The sequence below is a fragment of the Nocardioides alpinus genome (assembly GCF_900112035.1).
Classification (GTDB): Bacteria; Actinomycetota; Actinomycetes; order Propionibacteriales; family Nocardioidaceae; genus Nocardioides; species Nocardioides alpinus.
Genome location: NZ_FOKC01000002.1, coordinates 270,987 through 287,962 on the forward strand (window position 1 = coordinate 270,987; position 16,976 = coordinate 287,962).

Annotated in this window: 18 protein-coding genes; 6 read left to right on the forward strand and 12 right to left on the reverse strand. The window is 71.7% G+C overall.

The features are described 5' to 3' along the window. Position 1 precedes the first annotated feature (1 nt). The 5 genes from BM127_RS06565 to BM127_RS06585 form a co-directional block, all read right to left on the reverse strand. Positions 2-568 carry a YceD family protein gene (locus tag BM127_RS06565; protein ID WP_091196236.1) on the reverse strand — a complete coding sequence of 189 codons (567 nt, stop codon included), beginning with the start codon at positions 566-568 and terminating at the stop codon, positions 2-4. Between the two features lie 85 nt (positions 569-653). Then, complete coding sequence (coaD, locus tag BM127_RS06570; protein ID WP_091196239.1) at positions 654-1,139, reverse strand: pantetheine-phosphate adenylyltransferase; 486 nt, start codon at positions 1,137-1,139, stop codon at positions 654-656. A 38-nt stretch (positions 1,140-1,177) separates the two neighbouring features. Further along, positions 1,178-1,747, reverse strand: a complete 570-nt coding sequence (gene rsmD, locus BM127_RS06575; RefSeq protein ID WP_091196241.1) for a 16S rRNA (guanine(966)-N(2))-methyltransferase RsmD — start codon at positions 1,745-1,747, stop codon at positions 1,178-1,180. A gap of 28 nt (positions 1,748-1,775) precedes the next feature. Beyond that, a complete protein-coding gene (locus BM127_RS06580) occupies positions 1,776-3,983 on the reverse strand; it encodes an ATP-dependent DNA helicase RecG (RefSeq protein ID WP_091196244.1) in 2,208 nt (735 codons plus the stop codon). A gap of 17 nt (positions 3,984-4,000) precedes the next feature. Further along, positions 4,001-5,656, reverse strand: a complete 1,656-nt coding sequence (locus tag BM127_RS06585) for a DAK2 domain-containing protein (RefSeq protein WP_091196248.1) — start codon at positions 5,654-5,656, stop codon at positions 4,001-4,003. Between the two features lie 198 nt (positions 5,657-5,854). Between BM127_RS06585 and rpmB the strand changes: the two genes are divergently transcribed. Then, positions 5,855-6,040 carry a 50S ribosomal protein L28 gene (gene rpmB / locus BM127_RS06590; RefSeq protein ID WP_091196251.1) on the forward strand — a complete coding sequence of 62 codons (186 nt, stop codon included), beginning with the start codon at positions 5,855-5,857 and terminating at the stop codon, positions 6,038-6,040. 164 nt (positions 6,041-6,204) lie between these two features. On the opposite strand, the gene BM127_RS06595 is transcribed toward rpmB, so the two are convergent. Then, the gene (locus tag BM127_RS06595) at positions 6,205-7,155 is read right to left on the reverse strand and encodes a thiamine-phosphate kinase (protein ID WP_091196879.1); all 951 of its coding nucleotides are present in this window, start codon (positions 7,153-7,155) and stop codon (positions 6,205-6,207) included. Positions 7,156-7,271: 116 nt separating this feature from the next. On the opposite strand from BM127_RS06595, the gene BM127_RS06600 reads away from it, so the two are divergent. Together BM127_RS06600 and BM127_RS06605 are read left to right on the forward strand one after the other, a co-directional pair. After that, positions 7,272-7,508 carry an Lrp/AsnC family transcriptional regulator gene (locus BM127_RS06600; RefSeq protein WP_091196254.1) on the forward strand — a complete coding sequence of 79 codons (237 nt, stop codon included), beginning with the start codon at positions 7,272-7,274 and terminating at the stop codon, positions 7,506-7,508. A 22-nt stretch (positions 7,509-7,530) separates the two neighbouring features. Continuing rightward, a complete protein-coding gene (locus tag BM127_RS06605) occupies positions 7,531-8,034 on the forward strand; it encodes a DUF3515 domain-containing protein (RefSeq protein ID WP_198554209.1) in 504 nt (167 codons plus the stop codon). Positions 8,035-8,047: 13 nt separating this feature from the next. Here BM127_RS06605 and BM127_RS06610 read toward each other — a convergent pair whose 3' ends face one another. Then, entirely contained in the window at positions 8,048-9,178 is a 1,131-nt protein-coding gene (locus BM127_RS06610; protein WP_091196257.1) for a D-alanine--D-alanine ligase family protein, read from the reverse strand. Positions 9,179-9,210: 32 nt separating this feature from the next. Here BM127_RS06610 and BM127_RS06615 point away from each other — a divergent pair, with 32 nt between their 5' ends. After that, positions 9,211-10,305: a trans-sulfuration enzyme family protein gene (locus BM127_RS06615; protein WP_091196259.1), complete on the forward strand. Its 1,095-nt coding sequence runs from the start codon at positions 9,211-9,213 to the stop codon at positions 10,303-10,305. 189 nt (positions 10,306-10,494) lie between these two features. Here BM127_RS06615 and BM127_RS06620 read toward each other — a convergent pair whose 3' ends face one another. Together BM127_RS06620 and BM127_RS06625 are read right to left on the reverse strand one after the other, a co-directional pair. Next, complete coding sequence (locus BM127_RS06620) at positions 10,495-11,496, reverse strand: NAD(P)H-dependent glycerol-3-phosphate dehydrogenase (RefSeq protein ID WP_091196262.1); 1,002 nt, start codon at positions 11,494-11,496, stop codon at positions 10,495-10,497. Next, on the reverse strand, positions 11,493-12,284 hold the full coding sequence (locus BM127_RS06625) for a lysophospholipid acyltransferase family protein (protein ID WP_091196264.1): 792 nt from the start codon (positions 12,282-12,284) through the stop codon (positions 11,493-11,495). Before BM127_RS06625 ends, BM127_RS06620 begins: the two co-directional genes overlap by 4 nt. A 123-nt stretch (positions 12,285-12,407) precedes the next feature. On the opposite strand from BM127_RS06625, the gene cofC reads away from it, so the two are divergent. Next, positions 12,408-13,109 (forward strand): 2-phospho-L-lactate guanylyltransferase, encoded by a 702-nt coding sequence (gene cofC, locus BM127_RS06630; RefSeq protein WP_231263294.1) that lies wholly within the window; start codon positions 12,408-12,410, stop codon positions 13,107-13,109. Between the two features lie 21 nt (positions 13,110-13,130). Here cofC and BM127_RS06635 read toward each other — a convergent pair whose 3' ends face one another. The 3 genes from BM127_RS06635 to leuC form a co-directional block, all read right to left on the reverse strand. Then, complete coding sequence (locus tag BM127_RS06635; protein WP_091196267.1) at positions 13,131-13,829, reverse strand: HU family DNA-binding protein; 699 nt, start codon at positions 13,827-13,829, stop codon at positions 13,131-13,133. Positions 13,830-13,946: 117 nt separating this feature from the next. After that, positions 13,947-14,546 carry a 3-isopropylmalate dehydratase small subunit gene (gene leuD, locus BM127_RS06640; protein ID WP_091196270.1) on the reverse strand — a complete coding sequence of 200 codons (600 nt, stop codon included), beginning with the start codon at positions 14,544-14,546 and terminating at the stop codon, positions 13,947-13,949. A 2-nt stretch (positions 14,547-14,548) separates the two neighbouring features. After that, positions 14,549-15,955: a 3-isopropylmalate dehydratase large subunit gene (leuC, locus tag BM127_RS06645; RefSeq protein ID WP_091196273.1), complete on the reverse strand. Its 1,407-nt coding sequence runs from the start codon at positions 15,953-15,955 to the stop codon at positions 14,549-14,551. A 133-nt stretch (positions 15,956-16,088) separates the two neighbouring features. Here leuC and BM127_RS06650 point away from each other — a divergent pair, with 133 nt between their 5' ends. After that, the gene (locus BM127_RS06650; protein WP_091196275.1) at positions 16,089-16,811 is read left to right on the forward strand and encodes an IclR family transcriptional regulator; all 723 of its coding nucleotides are present in this window, start codon (positions 16,089-16,091) and stop codon (positions 16,809-16,811) included. Positions 16,812-16,976 lie beyond the last annotated feature (165 nt).

A 16,976-nucleotide genomic window follows, 5' to 3' on the forward strand; every position in this document is an offset into this window, starting at 1 on the left:
GTCAGTCCTGGGGGTCCTGCTGGAGCTGCTCCAGCCCTGCCCAGCGCGGGTCGATCGGTGCGTCGTGCGTGTGGTCCGGTTCGTCCGCGAGCCGGGCACCACACTCGGTGCACAACCCGGGACAGTCGTCCTGGCACAGCGGCTGGAACGGCAGTGCGAGCACCACCGCGTCCCGCAGCAGGGGCTCGAGGTCGATCAGGTCGTCCTCGAGCAGGCTGGTCTCGTCGTCGAGGTCGCGGTCGTCGTGCTCCGCGGCCTTGGTGTGCTGCTCAGGGTAGACGTAGAGCTCCTGCAGCCGCGCGAGGATCTCGTCCTCGATCGGCTCCAGGCACCGTACGCACTCCCCCTCGAGCGCGGCCGTGGCCGTGCCCGTGAGCAGTACTCCCTCCATGACCGCCTCGAGCCGCAGGTCGAGCTCGACCGGCGATCCTTCGGGGACAGTGAGGACTTCGATGCCAAGTTGTGCCGGCGCCGGAACAGTGAGCTCGAGTTCACGCTGGGACCCCGGGCGGCGGCCGAGCTCGCGAGTATCAAGCACGAGCGGCGCCCTCGGGTCCAGGCTGTTCACGACGAACTCCCACTTCTGGACACCAACACAACCTCGGAATCGTATCCGTCCGGCCCACGACGGGGCAAAACGGGTGGCCTGTGGGTCACCCGGCGCGCTCAGCGAGACGGCGTACGAGCTGGTCGTGGACCGGGTCCGGCAGCAGACCGCGGACGTCGCCACCGAGCGCCGCGACCTCCTTGATCAGGCTGGAGGACACGAACGCGTTGCCGACCGCGCCGGGGAGGAAGACGGTCTCGACGCCGGTGAGGTGGGAGTTCATCTGGGCCATCGGCAGCTCGTACTCGTAGTCGCCGGAACCGCGCAGGCCCTTCACGATCGCGACCGCGCGGAGCTCGCGGCAGAAGTCGACGATGAGCCCGTCGAAGCCCGACACCCGCACGTGGGGGATGTCGGCGGTGGCCTCCTCGAGCATCGCGATGCGCTCGTCGGGGGTGAACAGCCGGTTCTTGGACATGTTGACGCCGATGGCGACCACGACCTCGTCGAAGAGCGTCGCAGCGCGCCGGACGATGTCGAGGTGGCCGTTGGTCACCGGGTCGAAGGACCCGGGGCAGACAGCGCGGCGCATGCGGGACTCCCTTCGGGCCCGGCTCCTGAGCAGGTCGGTCAGGGTGCCGGGGTGGCGTGACCGTACCAAAGCGCGGTCTCGCCGTAGCGCTTCGTGCGGTCCTCCTCGATCCCGTCCGGCCAGACGACCTGGCTGCGCTTGGCGGCGCGCTCGACGATCACGAGCGCGCCGGGCACCAGCCAGCCGTGGGCGACGAGCGCGGCGAGGTCGGCGGCGACATCGGCGTCGGGCAGCGGGTAGGGCGGGTCGGAGAACACCAGGTCGTAGGGGGCGGTGGGCGGTGACAGCAGGACCGTCGACACCGTCGCCGCGATGACCCGGGCGCGGGAGAAGCCCAGGGTGGCGGCGTTGCGGGTGATGAGCGAGGCCGTACGCCGGTCCTGCTCGACCATGGTGACGACGCCCGCACCGCGGGACCACGCCTCGAGGCCGACCGCCCCGGAGCCGGCGTAGAGGTCGAGGAAGCGCAGCCCGTCGAGCGATCCGGTGCGCGCCTCGATGGCCGAGAACAGCGCCTCGCGCACGCGGTCGCTGGTGGGGCGGGTCGTCTGGCCGCGCGGCGTCTCCAGGCGGCGACCTCCCGCCGTTCCCCCGATGATCCGAGTCATGTCCTCGCGTTCAGCCCTTCCATCACGCTCAACCCTTGTCCATGTAGGCCGACGCAGCGGAGCGTTCCACCTCGTCAACGACGGCGGCCAGCTCAGGTGACTGCGTGAGCGCGGGATCCTCGGAGAGTAGCGCCTCGGCGGCCTCGCGGGCACGCACGATCGTCTTCTCGTCGCGCAGCACCCGCAGGCTGACCAGGCTGGAGCGGAAGCCCGACTGGTTGGCTCCGAGCACGTCACCCTCGCGGCGCTGCTCGAGGTCGACGCGGCTCAGCTCGAAGCCGTCGGTCGTCGAGGCGACCGCGTCGAGGCGGTCGCGGGCGGGTGACCCGAGCTCGGCGTGGGAGACCAGCAGGCAGAGCCCGGGGAGACCGCCGCGCCCGACGCGACCGCGCAGCTGGTGGAGCTGGGAGACGCCGAAGCGGTCCGCGTCGAGCAGCACCATCGTGGTCGCGTTGTGCACGTCGACGCCGACCTCGATGACGGTCGTGGACACCAGCACGTCGATGTCGCCCGCGGCGAAGGCGCGCATCGTGCGCTCCTTGTCGTCCGGAGGCATCTTCCCGTGCAGGACCGCGGAGCGTACGCCGCTCAGCGCGCCGGCCGACAGCTCGGCGTGCACCTCCTCGACGGCGGCCAGCGCCCGCTTGGGCGCGACCTCCTTGCCGTCCTCGTCGAGGTCGAGCTGGTCGCGCTCCCCCTCCTCGCCCGCGTCGCCGGAGATCCGCGGGCACACGACGTAGACCTGGTGGCCCTTCTCGACCTCCTCCCGCACCCGCTGCCAGACGCGCTCGATCCAGGCCGGCTGCTCGGCGAGGGGGACGACGTTGGTCTGGATCGGTGCCCGGCCGGCGGGCAGCTCGGCGAGGATCGAGGTCTCGAGGTCACCGAAGACCGTCATCGCCACCGTGCGCGGGATCGGGGTCGCGGTCATGACGAGGACGTGCGGTGGGGTGCCGGCCTTGTCCGTCAGCGCGGCGCGCTGCTCGACGCCGAAGCGGTGCTGCTCGTCGACGACGACCAGTCCGAGGTCGGCGAACTGGACGCGGTCCTCCAGCAGCGCGTGGGTGCCGATGACGATGCCCGCCTCGCCGGTGACGATCCGGAGCATCGCCTCCTGGCGGGCGGCCTTGCCCATCGACCCGGTGAGGAGCACGACGCTGGTGGCCTCGGCGGCCCCGCCGAGCATCCCGCCCTGGGCGAGGTCGCCGAGCATCGCGGAGATCGAGCGGTGGTGCTGCTGGGCCAGCACCTCGGTGGGGGCCAGCAGAGCGGCCTGACCGCCCGAGTCGATGACCTGGAGCATCGCGCGGAGGGCGACCACGGTCTTGCCGGAGCCGACCTCGCCCTGGAGCAGCCGGTTCATCGGGTGGTCGCGGCCGAGCTCGGCGGCGACGAGGTCGCCGATCTCGCGCTGGCCACCGGTGAGCTCCCAGGGCAGTCGCGCGTCGAACGCGTCGAGCAGTCCGTCGCTGCGCCCCGGTCGGCCACGCGCCCCCTGGGCACGGTGCGCGGCCCGCCGACGGGCGAGCACCAGCTGGAGCACCAGCGCCTCCTCGAAGCGGAAGCGCTTCTGCGCCGCGCCGAGCTGGCTCCAGTCGTCTGGGCCGTGGATCCAGCGCAGGGCCTGCATCACCGTGAGCAGGTCGTAGCGCTCACGGAGCTCGGGGGTGAAGACGTCGGGGACGCCGGTCACCAGGTCGAGCGCAGCGGTGACGACCTTCTGGAGGTCCCAGGTGTAGAGCTTGGCGGTCAGCGGGTAGACCGGGATCAGCTTGCTGAGCATCGCGCCCTCCTCACCGTCGAGGGCGAAGCCGTGGGCCTGCTCGAGCTGCCAGCCGCCGCGGAACTGCTTGGCCTTGCCGGTGAAGAGCGCCCTGCTCCCCGTCCCGAACTCGGCCTCGTGCCGGTCGGCCAGGTTCTTGTAGGGGCTGAACAGGGTCACGGAGAAGTCGGGGCCCTCGGTGCGCAGGCGGATCGTCGTACGCCACTGCCGGCGGTTGCCGGCCGTGAACGGGGCGCTGTCGCACGAGCGCACCTCCCCCACGATCGTCAGCTGCTCACCGACGATGGGCGTGGCCACCTCGGAGAGCTCGGTCGCAGCGACGTAGCGGCGCGGGAAGTGGCGCAGCAGGTCGCCGATGGTGGCGAGGCCGAGGCCCTCCTCGGCCAGCTTGCGCTTCTTGTGGGAGCTGCCGAAGACCGCCGCGATCGGGCTCTCCGGGGTGATGGCGACCATGCGCGACTACCGGCCGCTCACTCGACGCTGACCAGCAGCGGGTAGCGCGGCTGGCCGCCCTCGTGCACGGCGACGTCGACGTGGGGGTGGCGGTGCTCGACCTGCGCGGCGACCCGCCCGGCGAGCTCGACACCACCCTCGCCGGAGACGATCGTGACCAGCTCGCCGCCACCGGCGAGGAGGCGTTCGAGCACGTCGTTGGCGACCGCCTCGAGGTCGGAGCCAACCACCGCGAAGTCACCCGCGATGACGCCGAGCGCGTCACCCGGCTCGCAGGGGCCGGCCATCGTGATGGCCTGGCGCGCGGCGACGGTCACGGCGCCGTGGCGGGCGTGGCGCGCCGTCGCGGTCATCTCGCGGACGTCGGCGTCGAAGGCGCGGCCAGGCTCGTGGACCGAGATCGCGGCCAGCCCCTGGACCTGCGCGTGGGTCGGGATCACCTCGACCTTGATCGCGTGCTCGGCCTCGGCCGTGCGGGCCGCGATCTCGGCGGCGCGGACCGTGTCGGCGTCGTTGGGCAGGATCACGACCTCGGCGGCCCCGCAGGCGGTGATCGCCTCGAGCAGCTGCCCGGTCGAGGGGCGCTGGCCCGGTCCACCCGGCACGACGACCGCACCCGCGGACTCGAACAGCTCGGCCAGCCCGGGCCCGGCGGCGACGGCGACGACCTTGCGGCCGCGGCGGGCGGAGGCCTTGTGGCGGCTCTCCGCGATCTGCTCGGCGAAGTGGGTCACCCGGATCCGATAGGGCCGGCCGGCGGTGATGCCCGCCTCGATCGCGGCACCGACGTCGTCGACGTGCACGTGGACGTTCCACAGGCCGCCGCCGCCGACCACCACGAGGCTGTCGCCGAGGCCCGCCAGGGTCTTGCGCAGGGCGACGACGTCGTCGTCCTCGGTCTCGGGACTCAGGTCGAGGAGGTACATCACCTCGTAGGCGGGACCGTCCTCGGTGAGGTCGTCGCTCGGCAGGGCGGTGGCGACCGGGATGAGGTGCGTGCCGATCGGAGCGGCGTACGGCATCGGGCGGCGGCCGGTCGACGTCGTCTCGACCGCGTCGAGCACGACGGTCAGGCCGCGACCGCCCGCGTCGACGACACCCGCCTGCGCGAGCACCGGGAGCTGCTCGGGGGTCCGGGCCAGCGCGACACGTGCTGCTGCTGCGGCGGCGGTGAAGACGTCGCGGGCGCGGGCGCCGGGCCGCTCGGCGGTCTCGACGGCGGCGTCGGAGGCAGCGCGGGCGACGGTGAGGATGGTGCCCTCGACAGGCGTGCCGACCGCGGCATAGCTGGCGTCGGTGGCCGCCGCCATCGCGGCGGCGATGGTGCTGGCCCGCCGGTCGTCGGTCCCCGCGACGGCCAGGTGGGTGACGTAGGCGCGGAGCATCTGGCTGAGGATCACCCCGGAGTTGCCGCGCGCGCCCATCAGCGCCGCGCGGGCCAGCAGCGCCAGGCCCGCCTCGAGGCTGAGGTCGGGATCGGCAGCGCGGGCGGCGCGCAGCTCGTCGCGGGCGGCCGAGACGGTGAGGAACATGTTGGTGCCGGTGTCGCCGTCGGGCACGGGATAGACGTTGAGGGCATCGATCTCCTCGCGCGCCGAGGACAGCGCGTCGGTCGCGATGTCGACGAACCGGGCCACCCCGTCGAGGGTGATGCCGTGGCTGACTGGCTCCATCGAGTCGGTGGCTCCCGGGTGCGAACTGGTCTGGAAAGGTGCACTGTGGTGCGCGCCACAGGGTAGTGCCCCGGTCCGACGGTGCTGCGATTTCTTGTCCCCGCGGGTCCTCGGCTACTCTTTCCCGGTTGCCTGCTGCTGCGTTCCTGCGGCGCGGGCCCTGCCAGTTCATCACCCTCGAACGGATCGGAGTGCACGGTGGCTGCCGTCTGCGACATCTGCGCCAAGAAGCCGGGCTTCGGAAACAACCGTCCCTGGTCCCGCAAGATCACGAAGCGTCGCTTCAACCCCAACATCCAGCGCGTCCGGGCGACCATCAACGGTACGCCCAAGCGAGTCAACATCTGCACCGGTTGCCTCAAGGCCGGCAAGGTCTCGCGCTGACCTGAAGCTCTTCCTCGCAACCCCCGTCGCTCTGCGGCGGGGGTTTCGTCGTTCGTGGTGGGAGTCACCGCCTCAGCGGTGACTTCCGCGCGGATGGGCCGTTGCAACGCCCCACCTCCGCCAAGCTCGGCCCACCCGTGTGGCGAGGGTGGCTGGAGTGGCGCTCAGAAGTGGGTCCAGCCGGTGGGGCCGTCGTACGTCGACCCGTCGACCGTCACGCCCTCTCCCTCGCGCACGTCGCCGACCACCTGCCACCCCGCGGGCACGGAGCCCGCGTCGGGGAAGGTCGCCAGCAACGCGTGGTCGTCCCCCCCGCTGAGGATGAACTGCAGCGGGTCCGCTCCGAGGGCGGCACCGACGGCCTGGAGCGGCTCGGGGGTCTCGAAGGCTCCGGTGCGTACGTCGATCGCGACGCCGCTGGCCTCCGCGAGGTGCCCGGCCTCGGCGAGGAGGCCGTCGGAGATGTCGATGAGGGAGGTCGCGCCGGCCTCGGCGGCCTGCTTGCCGGCGGCGTACGGGGGCTCCGGGCGGCGGTAGGCCTCGACGAGCACCCTCGGCGAGCGGAAGCCGCGGCCGAGGACGGCCAGGCCGCCGGCGGCCCACCCCTGACGCCCGACCGTCGCGAGCACGTCGCCGGGCCGGGCGCCGGAGCGCAGCACCGGGGACTGCGTGCACTGACCGATCACCGTCACCGCGATGACGACCTGGTCGGCGCGGGTCACGTCGCCCCCGACGACGCTCGCACCGACGCTCGCGCACTCCTCTGCGAAGCCGCGCGCGAAGTCCAGGGCCCAGGCCACCGGGAGGTCGGCGGGTGCGGCGAGCCCGATCGTCAGGTGGCGCGCGGTGCCGCCCATGGCGTTGATGTCGGAGAGGTTCTGCGCAGCGGCACGGTGGCCCACGTCGGCGGCGCTGGCCCAGTCGCGGCGGAAGTGCCTGCCCTCGACCATGAGGTCGGTCGAGACCACCACGTGGCCGTGCTTGATCCGCAGCACGGCGGCGTCGTCACCGGGTCCGACCAGCACGTGCTCGTCGCCCTCGAAGATCTCCACGAGCTCCGAGATCAGGCCGAACTCACCTGTCTCGCCGAGGGTTGCGTCCGCTGTCGAGGCCATGTCCCCATCCCACCAGACGCGGCCGGTGATCACAGTCACCCATCCCCTGTCGGCCCGCCCGCGTCGCGCGGTAGGTTGGCCCGGTCACACCCGCTGAAGAGACCGAGGAGTCCACGATGGTCGTCCAGGCCTACATCCTGATCCAGACCGACGTCGGCAAGGCCGCCGAGGTGGCCAAGGCCATTGCCCAGGTCAGCGGCGTCACGCTTGCCGAGGACGTCACCGGTCCCTACGACGTGATCGTCCGCGCCGAGGCCAAGAACGTCGACGAGCTGGGCAAGCTCGTGGTGTCGAAGGTGCAGAACCTCGACGGCATCACCCGCACGCTGACCTGCCCGGTCGTCCACATCTGATCGTCCACCTCTGACGACACACGTGCTCCACCGACGACGCCTCGGTCCCCAGGGCCGGGGCGTCGTCGCGTCCGCAGCCGCCTGCGTCCTGCTCGCCGCCTGCAGCCCCGACCTGGTCCCGCTCGAGGACCAGGACCTCTCCGGCGCCGACCGCGCCGCCTGCGAGGCACTGGTCGACGACCTTCCCGACACCCTCGCCGGAGAACCACGTCGCTCGGTCGACCCGGACGACGCGCTGGGTGCGGCCTGGGGCGATCCTGCCTACGTCCTCACCTGCGGCGTCCCCGCCCCGACGGACTACGAGCCGACGGCGGAGTGCAACGTCATCAAGGGAGTCGGCTGGTACGTCACCGACGACGAGCTCTCCGACCTGCGGGTCGACGCCGCCCCGATCGCTCTCAGCCTGACGCCGTACGTCGAGGTGCAGGTCCCGTCGCGCTACCGCACCGAGGGCGTCGACCGCGCGCTCGCCGAGCTGGCGCCGGCGCTCAAGGAGCACCTCGGCGAGGGGCTCTCCTGCCTGTAACGCTGAGCGGGGCTCAGCGCAGGCCGGTGCCGCGGTGCAGGGCGAGCTGGACGAGCCGGTCGACGAGCTCGGGGTAGGTCATCCCGGTGGCTGCCCAGAGCTGGGGATACATCGAGGTCGGGGTGAAGCCGGGCATCGTGTTGAGCTCGTTGATGACCAGCGAGCCGTCGGGCATCACGAAGAAGTCGACGCGGGCCAGGCCCTCGCACGACAGCGCCTCGAAGGCGCGGACGGCCATCGCGCGCAGCGGCTGCTCGATCTCCGCGGGGAGGTCGGCCGGGATGTCGATCTCGGTGTGCTGGTCGGCGAGGTACTTGGCCTCGAAGTCGTAGAACTCGTGGTCGCCGCCGGTGCGGACCTCGCCGGGGCGGGAGGTCTCGGGGGGCCCCTCGAGGGTGCCGAGGACACCGCACTCGACCTCGCGCGCACCCTCCATCGACTGCTCGACCAGCACCTTGGGGTCGTGGCGGAAGGCCTCCTCGAGCGCGGCCTCGATCTCGGTGGCGTCGTGGACCTTGCTGATGCCCATGCTCGACCCGGCGCGGGCGGGCTTGGCGAAGGCGGGGAAGCCGAGCTCCTCGACCCGCGTCCGGCAGCCGACCGGGTCCTGCTCCCACTCCGAGCGGGTCACGACGATGCCGGGCGTCACCGGGAGGCCGGCGGCCTGCAGCACGATCTTCATGAAGGCCTTGTCCATGCCGATCGCCGAGGCGAGCACGCCGGACCCGACGTAGCGCACGGCGGCCATCTCGAGCAGGCCCTGCAACGTGCCGTCCTCGCCCCAGGGGCCGTGCAGCAGCGGGAAGACGACGTCGACCTCACCGATCACCGACGGCACGCTCGCAGGCTCGGTGACGACCAGGTCGGTGCCGGTCACCGCCCCCATCAGCGCGACCGGCGACCTCTCGGCGTCCACGGACGGGAGGTCGGCGCCGCGGATCGCGAGGCGGGCGGGCTCGTCCGCCTCCAGCACCCACCGGCCGTCGGTCGCGATGCCGACCGGCACGACGTCGTACGCCCCGCGATCGATGGCCGCCAGCACGCTCCCTGCGGTCACGCACGAGATGCCGTGCTCGGAGGAGCGGCCACCGAAGACGACGGCGACGCGGGGCTTCCTGGTCTTGCTCGGAGAGGTCTCGTTCATCACCGCGACCCTATCCACCTACGCTGGCCGGCATGGCTGCAGACACTCCTGACCCGGGCCCCGGCTCACCCCACAGGCTCGGCACGATCGCCGTGACGGCCGGCCGGCCCGACAAGACGCCCGACGCACCGCTCAACGAGCCCATCACCATGGCGTCGACCTACGTCGCAGGCGGCCAGGTGGAGTACGGCCGCTACGGCAACCCCACCTGGACCGCCCTCGAGGATGCGCTCGGTGCGCTCGAGGGCGGGCGCTGCCTGACCTTCGCCTCCGGCCTCGCCGCGATGGCGACCGTCTTCGACCTCGTCGGGACGGAGGGCAAGGTCGTCGTGCCGCGGCACGCCTACACCGGCACGATCATGCAGCTCGCCGACCTCGAGGCGCGGGGGCGCCTCACGGCGCAGCTGGTCGACATCGCCGACACCGACGCCGTCGTCGCCGCCTGCGCCGACGCCGCACTGGTGTGGATCGAGTCTCCGACCAACCCGGCGCTCGAGGTGGCGGACATCCCGACCATCACTGCCGCCGCCCACGAGGCCGGTGCCTACGTCGTGGTCGACAACACCTTCGCCACTCCCCTCCTCCAGCGCCCGCTCGAGGACGGCGTGGACCTCGTCGTGCACTCCGCGACGAAGTACCTCGCCGGCCACTCCGACGTCCAGATGGGCGCGATCATCACCGGCGACGACGAGCTGTACGCCGTGCTGAAGGGCCGTCGTGACCTCATGGGAGCGATCCCCGGCCCGTTCGAGGCATGGCTGACGCTGCGCGGCCTGCGCACCCTGCACCTGCGCGTCGAGCGCGCGCAGTCCAACGCCCAGGAGCTCGTACGCCGGCTCGCCGAGCACCCCGCGCTGTCGGAGGTCCGCTACCCCGGATTCGGCGGCATCGTCAGCATCGTGCTGTCCCAGGGCGAGATGGCGGCTGACCTCCTAAGCCGCAAGACCCGCCTGTGGGTGCACGCCACGTCGCTCGGCGGCGTCGAGTCGACACTGGAGCGCCGGCGCCGCTGGAAGGCAGAAGCCGCCACGATCCCCGACGGGCTCGTCCGGCTCTCCGTCGGCGTCGAGGACATCGAGGACCTCTGGGAGGACCTGCGCACGGCTCTGGATGGCTGCGTCGGCTGAGGGGCACCAAACGACTGCTGGTTGAGGAAGTCGCGCAGCGACCGTGTCGAAACCGATCGGCTGAGGCTGCTTCTCGGCTGACCGGATTTCGACGCGCTCGCGCGACTTCGTTCCTCAGTCGCGTCGCTTGATCAATCTGGCCGCCCCCACGCCGCGGCCTCGTCCCTCGGCCACGACTGGGCGTCACACTCAACCCATCTCCGCCTTGGTGTCGCGGGCGATGAACGAGTTCATCATGTCGAGCGCGGTCATCTTGCCGTCGACCACCGCGTCGACCGCGGCCGCGATGGGCGCGTCGACGCCGGTCTGCTCGGCGAGGGCGAGCAGCGACTTGCAGGACTTGGCGCCCTCGGCGACCTGACGGGTCGAGGCATAGATCTCCTCGGTCGTCATCCCCTGGCCCAGGCGCTCACCGAACGTACGGTTGCGCGACAGCGGCGAGGAGCAGGTGGCGACGAGGTCGCCGAGCCCGGCGAGGCCCATGAGCGTGAGCGGGTTGGCGCCCTGGGCGGTCGCGAGGCGTGCTGTCTCGGCGAGGCCGCGGGTGATCACCGACGCAGTGGTGTTGTCGCCGAAGCCGAGTCCGACGGCCATGCCGACGGCGAGACCGACGACGTTCTTGTAGGCACCGCCGATCTCGCAGCCCAGGACGTCGACCGACGTGTAGGGGCGGAACGAGGGGCCGTGGGTGATCGCCTGGAGCTGCTTGGCGCGTTCCTCGTCGAGGCACGCCACGACGGACGCAGCGGGCTCGCGACGCGCGATCTCGCGGGCCAGGTTGGGACCGCTGATCACGGCGATCCGTTGGGCGGACGCGTCGGTGACCTCCTGGATCACCTCGCTCATCCGCATCAGGGTGCCGAGCTCGACACCCTTCATCAGCGACACCAGCGTGGCGTCCGGCGGCAGGATCGGCGCCCAGGCGGCGAGGTTCTCGCGCAGGCTCTGCGACGGGACGGTCAGCACGACGACGTCGGCGCCGGCCGCGACCTCCTCCGGGTCGGTCGACGCGCTGATCGACGGCGGCAACTCGATCCCGGGCAGGTAGTCGGTGTTCTCCCGGCGCTCGTTGACGGCCTCGACGACCTCGTCCCGACGTGCCCACAGGGTCACGTCGTTGCCCGCGTCGGCCAGGACCAGCGAGAAGGCGGTGCCCCACGATCCGGCGCTGAATACGGCGATCTTGCTCATGGGCTCCGCTTCTTCCTGGTGTGCTGGCGAGCCGGGTGGGGCTCGTCGTGGGGGTTCCCGATCTCCCGTACGCCGGTGGCGCGCGGGTCGTACCGCTCGGTCGGCGCGACCTCGCCGCGCAGGTCGGCGACGAGCGACGTGATGGCGTCCATGATGCGGCCGGTGGCCTCCGCGGTGGCCTCCGGACTCGTCGGCCGGGCGACCAGGTCGTCCAGCGGCACAGGGTCACCGGCCTTCATCACGATCGTCCGGCGTGGGCGCAGGTGCGGCGTCCTCGTGTAGGGCGGCAGGACCTCGTGCGCGCCCCACTGCCCGACAGGGATCACCGGACAGCCGGTGGCGAGGGCGATCCTGGCCGCGCCGGTCTTGCCCTTCATCGGCCACATGCCGGGATCGCGGGTCAGCGTGCCCTCGGGATAGATCACGAGGCACTCGCCCTCGCCGATCGCGCGGACCGCCGCGTCGTAGGCCCCGATCGCGTTGCGGCTCAGTCGCTCGACCGGGATCTGGCCGGCAGCCGTGAGCAGGCCACCGATCGCCTTGTTGGAGAAGAGCCCAGACTTGGCGAGGTAGCGCGGGATCCGGCCGTGGTCGTAGACGAAGTGCGCCGACAGCAGCGGGTCGACGTGCGAGATGTGGTTGAGCGCGACGATGCACCCGCCGGTCGCGGGGATCTTCTCGCCGTCGATCCACGTGCGCGAGGTCGCGGCCAGGAGCGTGGGCTTGATGAGTGCCGCGGCAAAGGTGACGGCCCACCCTCGGGGCTGGTCCAGCTTCCTGACGCGCACCGGCCACCCTCCCCTGTCACCGGGCCGGGCCCGGGACGCTCCCTGCGTCGCGAGCAGGCTACTCGGTCCCACGGGCTCCGGGAGGGCACCGCCGCGCCCGTCCCGGATGGGAGGATGGGCGCGATGTCCAGCCCGATGCCCAGCCCTCCGCCGACCGGTCCCGCACGCGCGCGGTGCGTCGTCGTCGTACCCGTCAAACCGCCCGCGATCGGCAAGTCCCGTCTGGCCGCCGACCCCTTCCAGCACCTGCCCGACGAGCAACGCCGCGAGCTGGCGGAGGCGTTCGCGCTGGACACCGTCCAGGCAGCCGCGGCGACACCCGGGGTCGACGCGGTCCTGGTCGTCACCGACGACTTCCGTCTCGCATCGGCGATGCGCGCGCTCGGCTGCGAGGTGATGCCGGACGGTGCGAGCGAGGACCTCAACGCCACCCTCGTGCAGGCAGCCGCCGAGGTCTCGCGCCGGTGGCCGGACACCGTGCCCGTGGCGCTGTGCGCAGACCTGCCGGGACTGCGGCCGATCGAGCTCGCCTCGGTCCTGGCCGAGGTCGTCGCACACGCGGCGGCGGGCAGCGCCACCTTCGTACGCGACCGGGCCGGGGTCGGCACGACGTTGTACGCCGCTCCTGCCGCGGGTTTCGAGCCCGGCTTCGGCTTCGGGTCCGCAGCTCGGCACGTGGCCGCCGGTGCCGTCGAGGTGGGAGTGGACGCCCCGAGCGTGCGCGCCGACGTCGACGACCTGGCCGACCTGGGTGCCGCCCTCGTGGCAGGTGTCGGGATGCACACGTCCCGGGCAAACGGAAGGCGGGCCACCCCACTGGGGTGACCCGCCTTCGTTGCTGCTGCGTCAGGACTTCTTCGCGGCGGCCTTCTTGGCCGGGGCCTTCTTGGCGGGAGCCTTCTTGGCTGCCGCCGTCTTGGCCGGGGCGGCCTTCTTGGCCGGCGCAGCAGCCTTGGTGGCTGCCTTCTTGGCCGGAGCCTTCTTGGCCGGTGCTGCTGCCTTGGTGGCCGTCTTCTTGGCGGGAGCCGCCTTCTTGGCCGGCGCCTTCGTGGCAGCTGCCTTCTTGGCCGGAGCTGCCTTCTTCGCCGGTGCCTTCGTGGCCGGAGCCTTCTTGGCAGCGGTCTTCTTGGCCGGGGCCGCGGTCTTTGCGGGGGCCTTCGCTGCCGGAGCGGCCTTCTTGGTCGCGCCACCGGTCACTGCGGCAGCAGCAGCACGCACGCTGGCCGGCGGCTTCGGCATGGTCGCGGCGGTCAGCTTCGGCAGCTTCTTCGCACCCGAGATGACGTCCTTGAGCTCCTTGCCTGCGGAGAACTTCGGCACGGACTTCTTCTTGGACTTCATCCGCTCGCCGGTCTGCGGGTTGCGGACCCAGCGTGCGTTGCGCACCGCCTTCTCGAACGAGCCGAAGCCGGTGATGGCGACCTTCTCGCCCTTGGCCACCTCACGGGTGATGGTGTCGAGTACCGACTCCAGTGCGTGGGCCGCCTGCTTGCGGTTCCCCTCGTAACGCGCAGAGAGCGCGTCGATGAGCTCTGACTTGTTCACTAGCTTCCCTTCCAATGAACCACGGGATGCCGAGCTCGTGCTCGACCCTCTCCGAGGCACGCTAGGGACATGGAGGGGTGACCACAATCACCATCGCCCTTATTCGTAGGGGTTTTTTCAGAGGGTGACGGGCTTCCAGCTCGGCCGACCGGCCTCGAAGGCAGTGATGGCGTCGTCGTGGCCGAGGGTGATGCCGATGTCGTCGAGGCCCTCCAGCAGGCGCCAGCGGGTGTAGTCGTCGATGTCGAAGGAGTCCTCGACGGCGTCCTCACCGACGCCGGCGCGGATGGTGCGGCTCTCCAGGTCGACGGTGATCTCACCGCCCGGGTTGTCCTCGAGCCAGTCCCACAGGCGCTGCACGACCTTCTCGTCGACCTGCGCCGCGAGCAGTCCGGCCTTGCCGGAGTTGCTGCGGAAGATGTCGGCGAACCGCGAGGAGATCACCACGCGGAAGCCGTAGTTCTGCAGGGCCCACACCGCGTGCTCGCGCGAGCTGCCGGTGCCGAAGTCGGGACCGGCGACCAGCACCGAACCGCCCGTGTAGGTGGGGTTGTTGAGGACGAAGTCGGGATCGTTGCGCCACGCGGCGAAGAGCCCGTCCTCGAAGCCGGTGCGCGTGACGCGCTTGAGGTAGACGGCCGGGATGATCTGGTCGGTGTCGACGTTGCTGCGCCGCAGCGGGACGCCGAGGCCGGTGTGGGTGGTGAACGCATCCATGGTCAGACCTCCTGCAGGTCGGCGGGGCTGGAGAGGGTGCCGCGCACCGCGGTGGCGGCGGCGACCGGCACGGACACCAGGTGCGTACGACCGCCCTTGCCCTGCCGGCCCTCGAAGTTGCGGTTGGACGTGGACGCACTGCGCTCACCGGGGGCGAGCTGGTCGGGGTTCATGCCCAGGCACATCGAGCAGCCGGCCCCGCGCCACTCGGCGCCCGCGGCGAGGAAGACCTGGTCGAGGCCCTCGGCCTCGGCCTGGAGGCGTACGCGCACCGAGCCCGGCACCACCAGCAGGCGGGTGTCGGCGGCGACCTGGCGACCCTCGAGGATCGACGCCGCCAGCCGCAGGTCCTCGATGCGGCCGTTGGTGCAGGAGCCGACGAAGACGGTGTCGACCTTCACCTCGCGCAAGGGGGTGCCGGCCTCGAGACCCATGTACTGCAGGGCCTTCTCCGTCGCGACCTTGTCGTTGGGCTCGTCGAAGTCGTGGGGGCTCGGCACCGAGGCGCCGAGCGGTGCGCCCTGTCCGGGGTTGGTCCCCCACGTGACGAACGGCGTCATCGTGGACGCGTCGAGCTCGATCTCCTTGTCGAAGACCGCGTCGTCATCGGTGCGCAGCGTCCTCCAGTGGGCGACGGCGGCATCCCAGTCGGCACCCCTGGGTGCCTCCGGCTTGCCCTCGATGTAGTCGAAGGTGGTCTGGTCGGGGGCGATCAGGCCGGCCTTCGCGCCCCACTCGATCGACATGTTGCACACCGTCATCCGGCCCTCCATCGAGAGCTCCTCGATCGCCTGGCCGCGGTACTCGACGATGTAGCCCTGACCACCACCGGTGCCGGTGTGGGTGATCAGGGTGAGCACCATGTCCTTGGCGGTGACGCCGGCGGGCAGGCTGCCGTTGATCGTGACCGCCATCGTCTTCGGCTTGGCCTGCGTCAGCGTCTGGGTGGCGAGCACGTGCTCGACCTCGGAGGTGCCGATGCCGAAGGCGATCGCGCCGAACGCACCGTGGGTGGACGTGTGCGAGTCGCCGCACACGATCGTCATGCCGGGCTGCGTGAGGCCGAGCTGCGGGCCGACGACGTGCACGATGCCCTGCTCGATGTCGCCCAGCGGGTGGAGCCGAACGCCGAAGTCGGCGGCGTTCTTGCGCAGCGTGTCGACCTGGAGACGGCTGACGGGATCGGCGATCGGCTTGTCCCAGTCGATCGTGGGGACGTTGTGGTCCTCGGTCGCCAGCGTGAGGTCGGGACGGCGTACGACGCGGTTGGTGAGTCGGAGTCCGTCGAAGGCCTGCGGCGAGGTCACCTCGTGAAGGAGGTGGAGGTCGATGAAGAGGAGATCGGGCTCTCCGGGGGCGCTGCGGACGACGTGCTCGTCCCACACTTTCTCGGACAGGGTCTTGCCCATGGTGCGATCTCCTTCTCTTCTGCCGTGCTCGTCCGGCCGGATGATTTCGGCCGACGAGTCTGGGGCGACATTTCTGACAACCGGTACGACAGTAACGCTTGCATCCCACTCCCTGAGATGCGAATATCGCTATATGGACAACGGATCTGGCGTCGGCGTACTCGACAAGGCGGCCCTCGTGCTGGCCGCCCTCGAGGCAGGACCGGCCACCCTGGCGGGGCTGGTGGCCGGCACGGGCCTGGCCCGTCCGACCGCCCACCGCCTCGCGGTCGCCCTCGAGCACCACCGCCTCGTCGCCCGCGACATGCAGGGCCGCTTCGTCCTCGGACCGCGGCTGTCCGAGCTGTCTGCCGCCGCCGGCGAGGACCGTCTGCTCGCCGCTGCCGGCCCGGTCCTGGCCCGCCTGCGCGACATCACCGGCGAGTCCGCCCAGCTGTGGCGCCGTCAGGGCGAGCACCGTGTCTGCGTCGCCGCCGCCGAGCGCCCCTCCGGCCTGCGCGACACCATCCCGGTCGGCTCCCAGCTCACCATGAACGCCGGCTCCGCCGCCCAGATCCTGCTGGCCTGGGAGGACCCGGAGCGGATGCACCGCGGCCTCCAGAACGCCGCCTTCTCCGCCACCGCGCTCTCCGGCATCCGCCGCCGCGGCTGGGCGCAGTCGGTCGGCGAGCGCGAGCAGGGCGTCGCATCGGTCTCGGCGCCGGTCCGCTCCCCCGGTGGCAAGGTCATCGCCGCCGTCTCGGTCTCCGGCCCGCTCGAGCGCCTCTCGCGCCAGCCCGGCCGGATGCACGCACCCGCGGTGCTGGCCGCCGCCGACCGGCTCTCCGAGTCGCTGCGCCGCGCTGCGGCTGAGTAGTCGGCGCTTCCGCCGCCCCTGGCCCCCGGTGGTGGCGGCACATCGCACAGTTCCGGTCGGTGCATCCGCAATCTGCCGCCACCCTCCGCCGCCGGCCCCCGGCCGTGGCGGCACATCGCACAGTTCCGGTCGGCGCCCCCGCAATCTGCCGCCACCCTCCGCCGC

What these genes read in the sequence shown, in the direction of transcription:
- coaD (WP_091196239.1), bottom strand. Translation starts at nt 1,139, where the DNA reads ATGCGCCGCGCTGTCTGCCCCGGGTCCTTCGACCCGGTGACCAACGGC.
- rsmD (WP_091196241.1), bottom strand. Translation starts at nt 1,747, where the DNA reads ATGACTCGGATCATCGGGGGAACGGCGGGAGGTCGCCGCCTGGAGACG.
- BM127_RS06580 (WP_091196244.1), bottom strand. Translation starts at nt 3,983, where the DNA reads ATGGTCGCCATCACCCCGGAGAGCCCGATCGCGGCGGTCTTCGGCAGC.
- BM127_RS06585 (WP_091196248.1), bottom strand. Translation starts at nt 5,656, where the DNA reads ATGGAGCCAGTCAGCCACGGCATCACCCTCGACGGGGTGGCCCGGTTC.
- BM127_RS06595 (WP_091196879.1), bottom strand. Translation starts at nt 7,155, where the DNA reads ATGGCCTCGACAGCGGACGCAACCCTCGGCGAGACAGGTGAGTTCGGC.
- BM127_RS06600 (WP_091196254.1), top strand. Translation starts at nt 7,272, where the DNA reads ATGGTCGTCCAGGCCTACATCCTGATCCAGACCGACGTCGGCAAGGCC.
- BM127_RS06610 (WP_091196257.1), bottom strand. Translation starts at nt 9,178, where the DNA reads ATGAACGAGACCTCTCCGAGCAAGACCAGGAAGCCCCGCGTCGCCGTC.
- BM127_RS06615 (WP_091196259.1), top strand. Translation starts at nt 9,211, where the DNA reads ATGGCTGCAGACACTCCTGACCCGGGCCCCGGCTCACCCCACAGGCTC.
- BM127_RS06620 (WP_091196262.1), bottom strand. Translation starts at nt 11,496, where the DNA reads ATGAGCAAGATCGCCGTATTCAGCGCCGGATCGTGGGGCACCGCCTTC.
- cofC (WP_231263294.1), top strand. Translation starts at nt 12,408, where the DNA reads ATGTCCAGCCCGATGCCCAGCCCTCCGCCGACCGGTCCCGCACGCGCG.
- leuD (WP_091196270.1), bottom strand. Translation starts at nt 14,546, where the DNA reads ATGGATGCGTTCACCACCCACACCGGCCTCGGCGTCCCGCTGCGGCGC.
- leuC (WP_091196273.1), bottom strand. Translation starts at nt 15,955, where the DNA reads ATGGGCAAGACCCTGTCCGAGAAAGTGTGGGACGAGCACGTCGTCCGC.
- BM127_RS06650 (WP_091196275.1), top strand. Translation starts at nt 16,089, where the DNA reads ATGGACAACGGATCTGGCGTCGGCGTACTCGACAAGGCGGCCCTCGTG.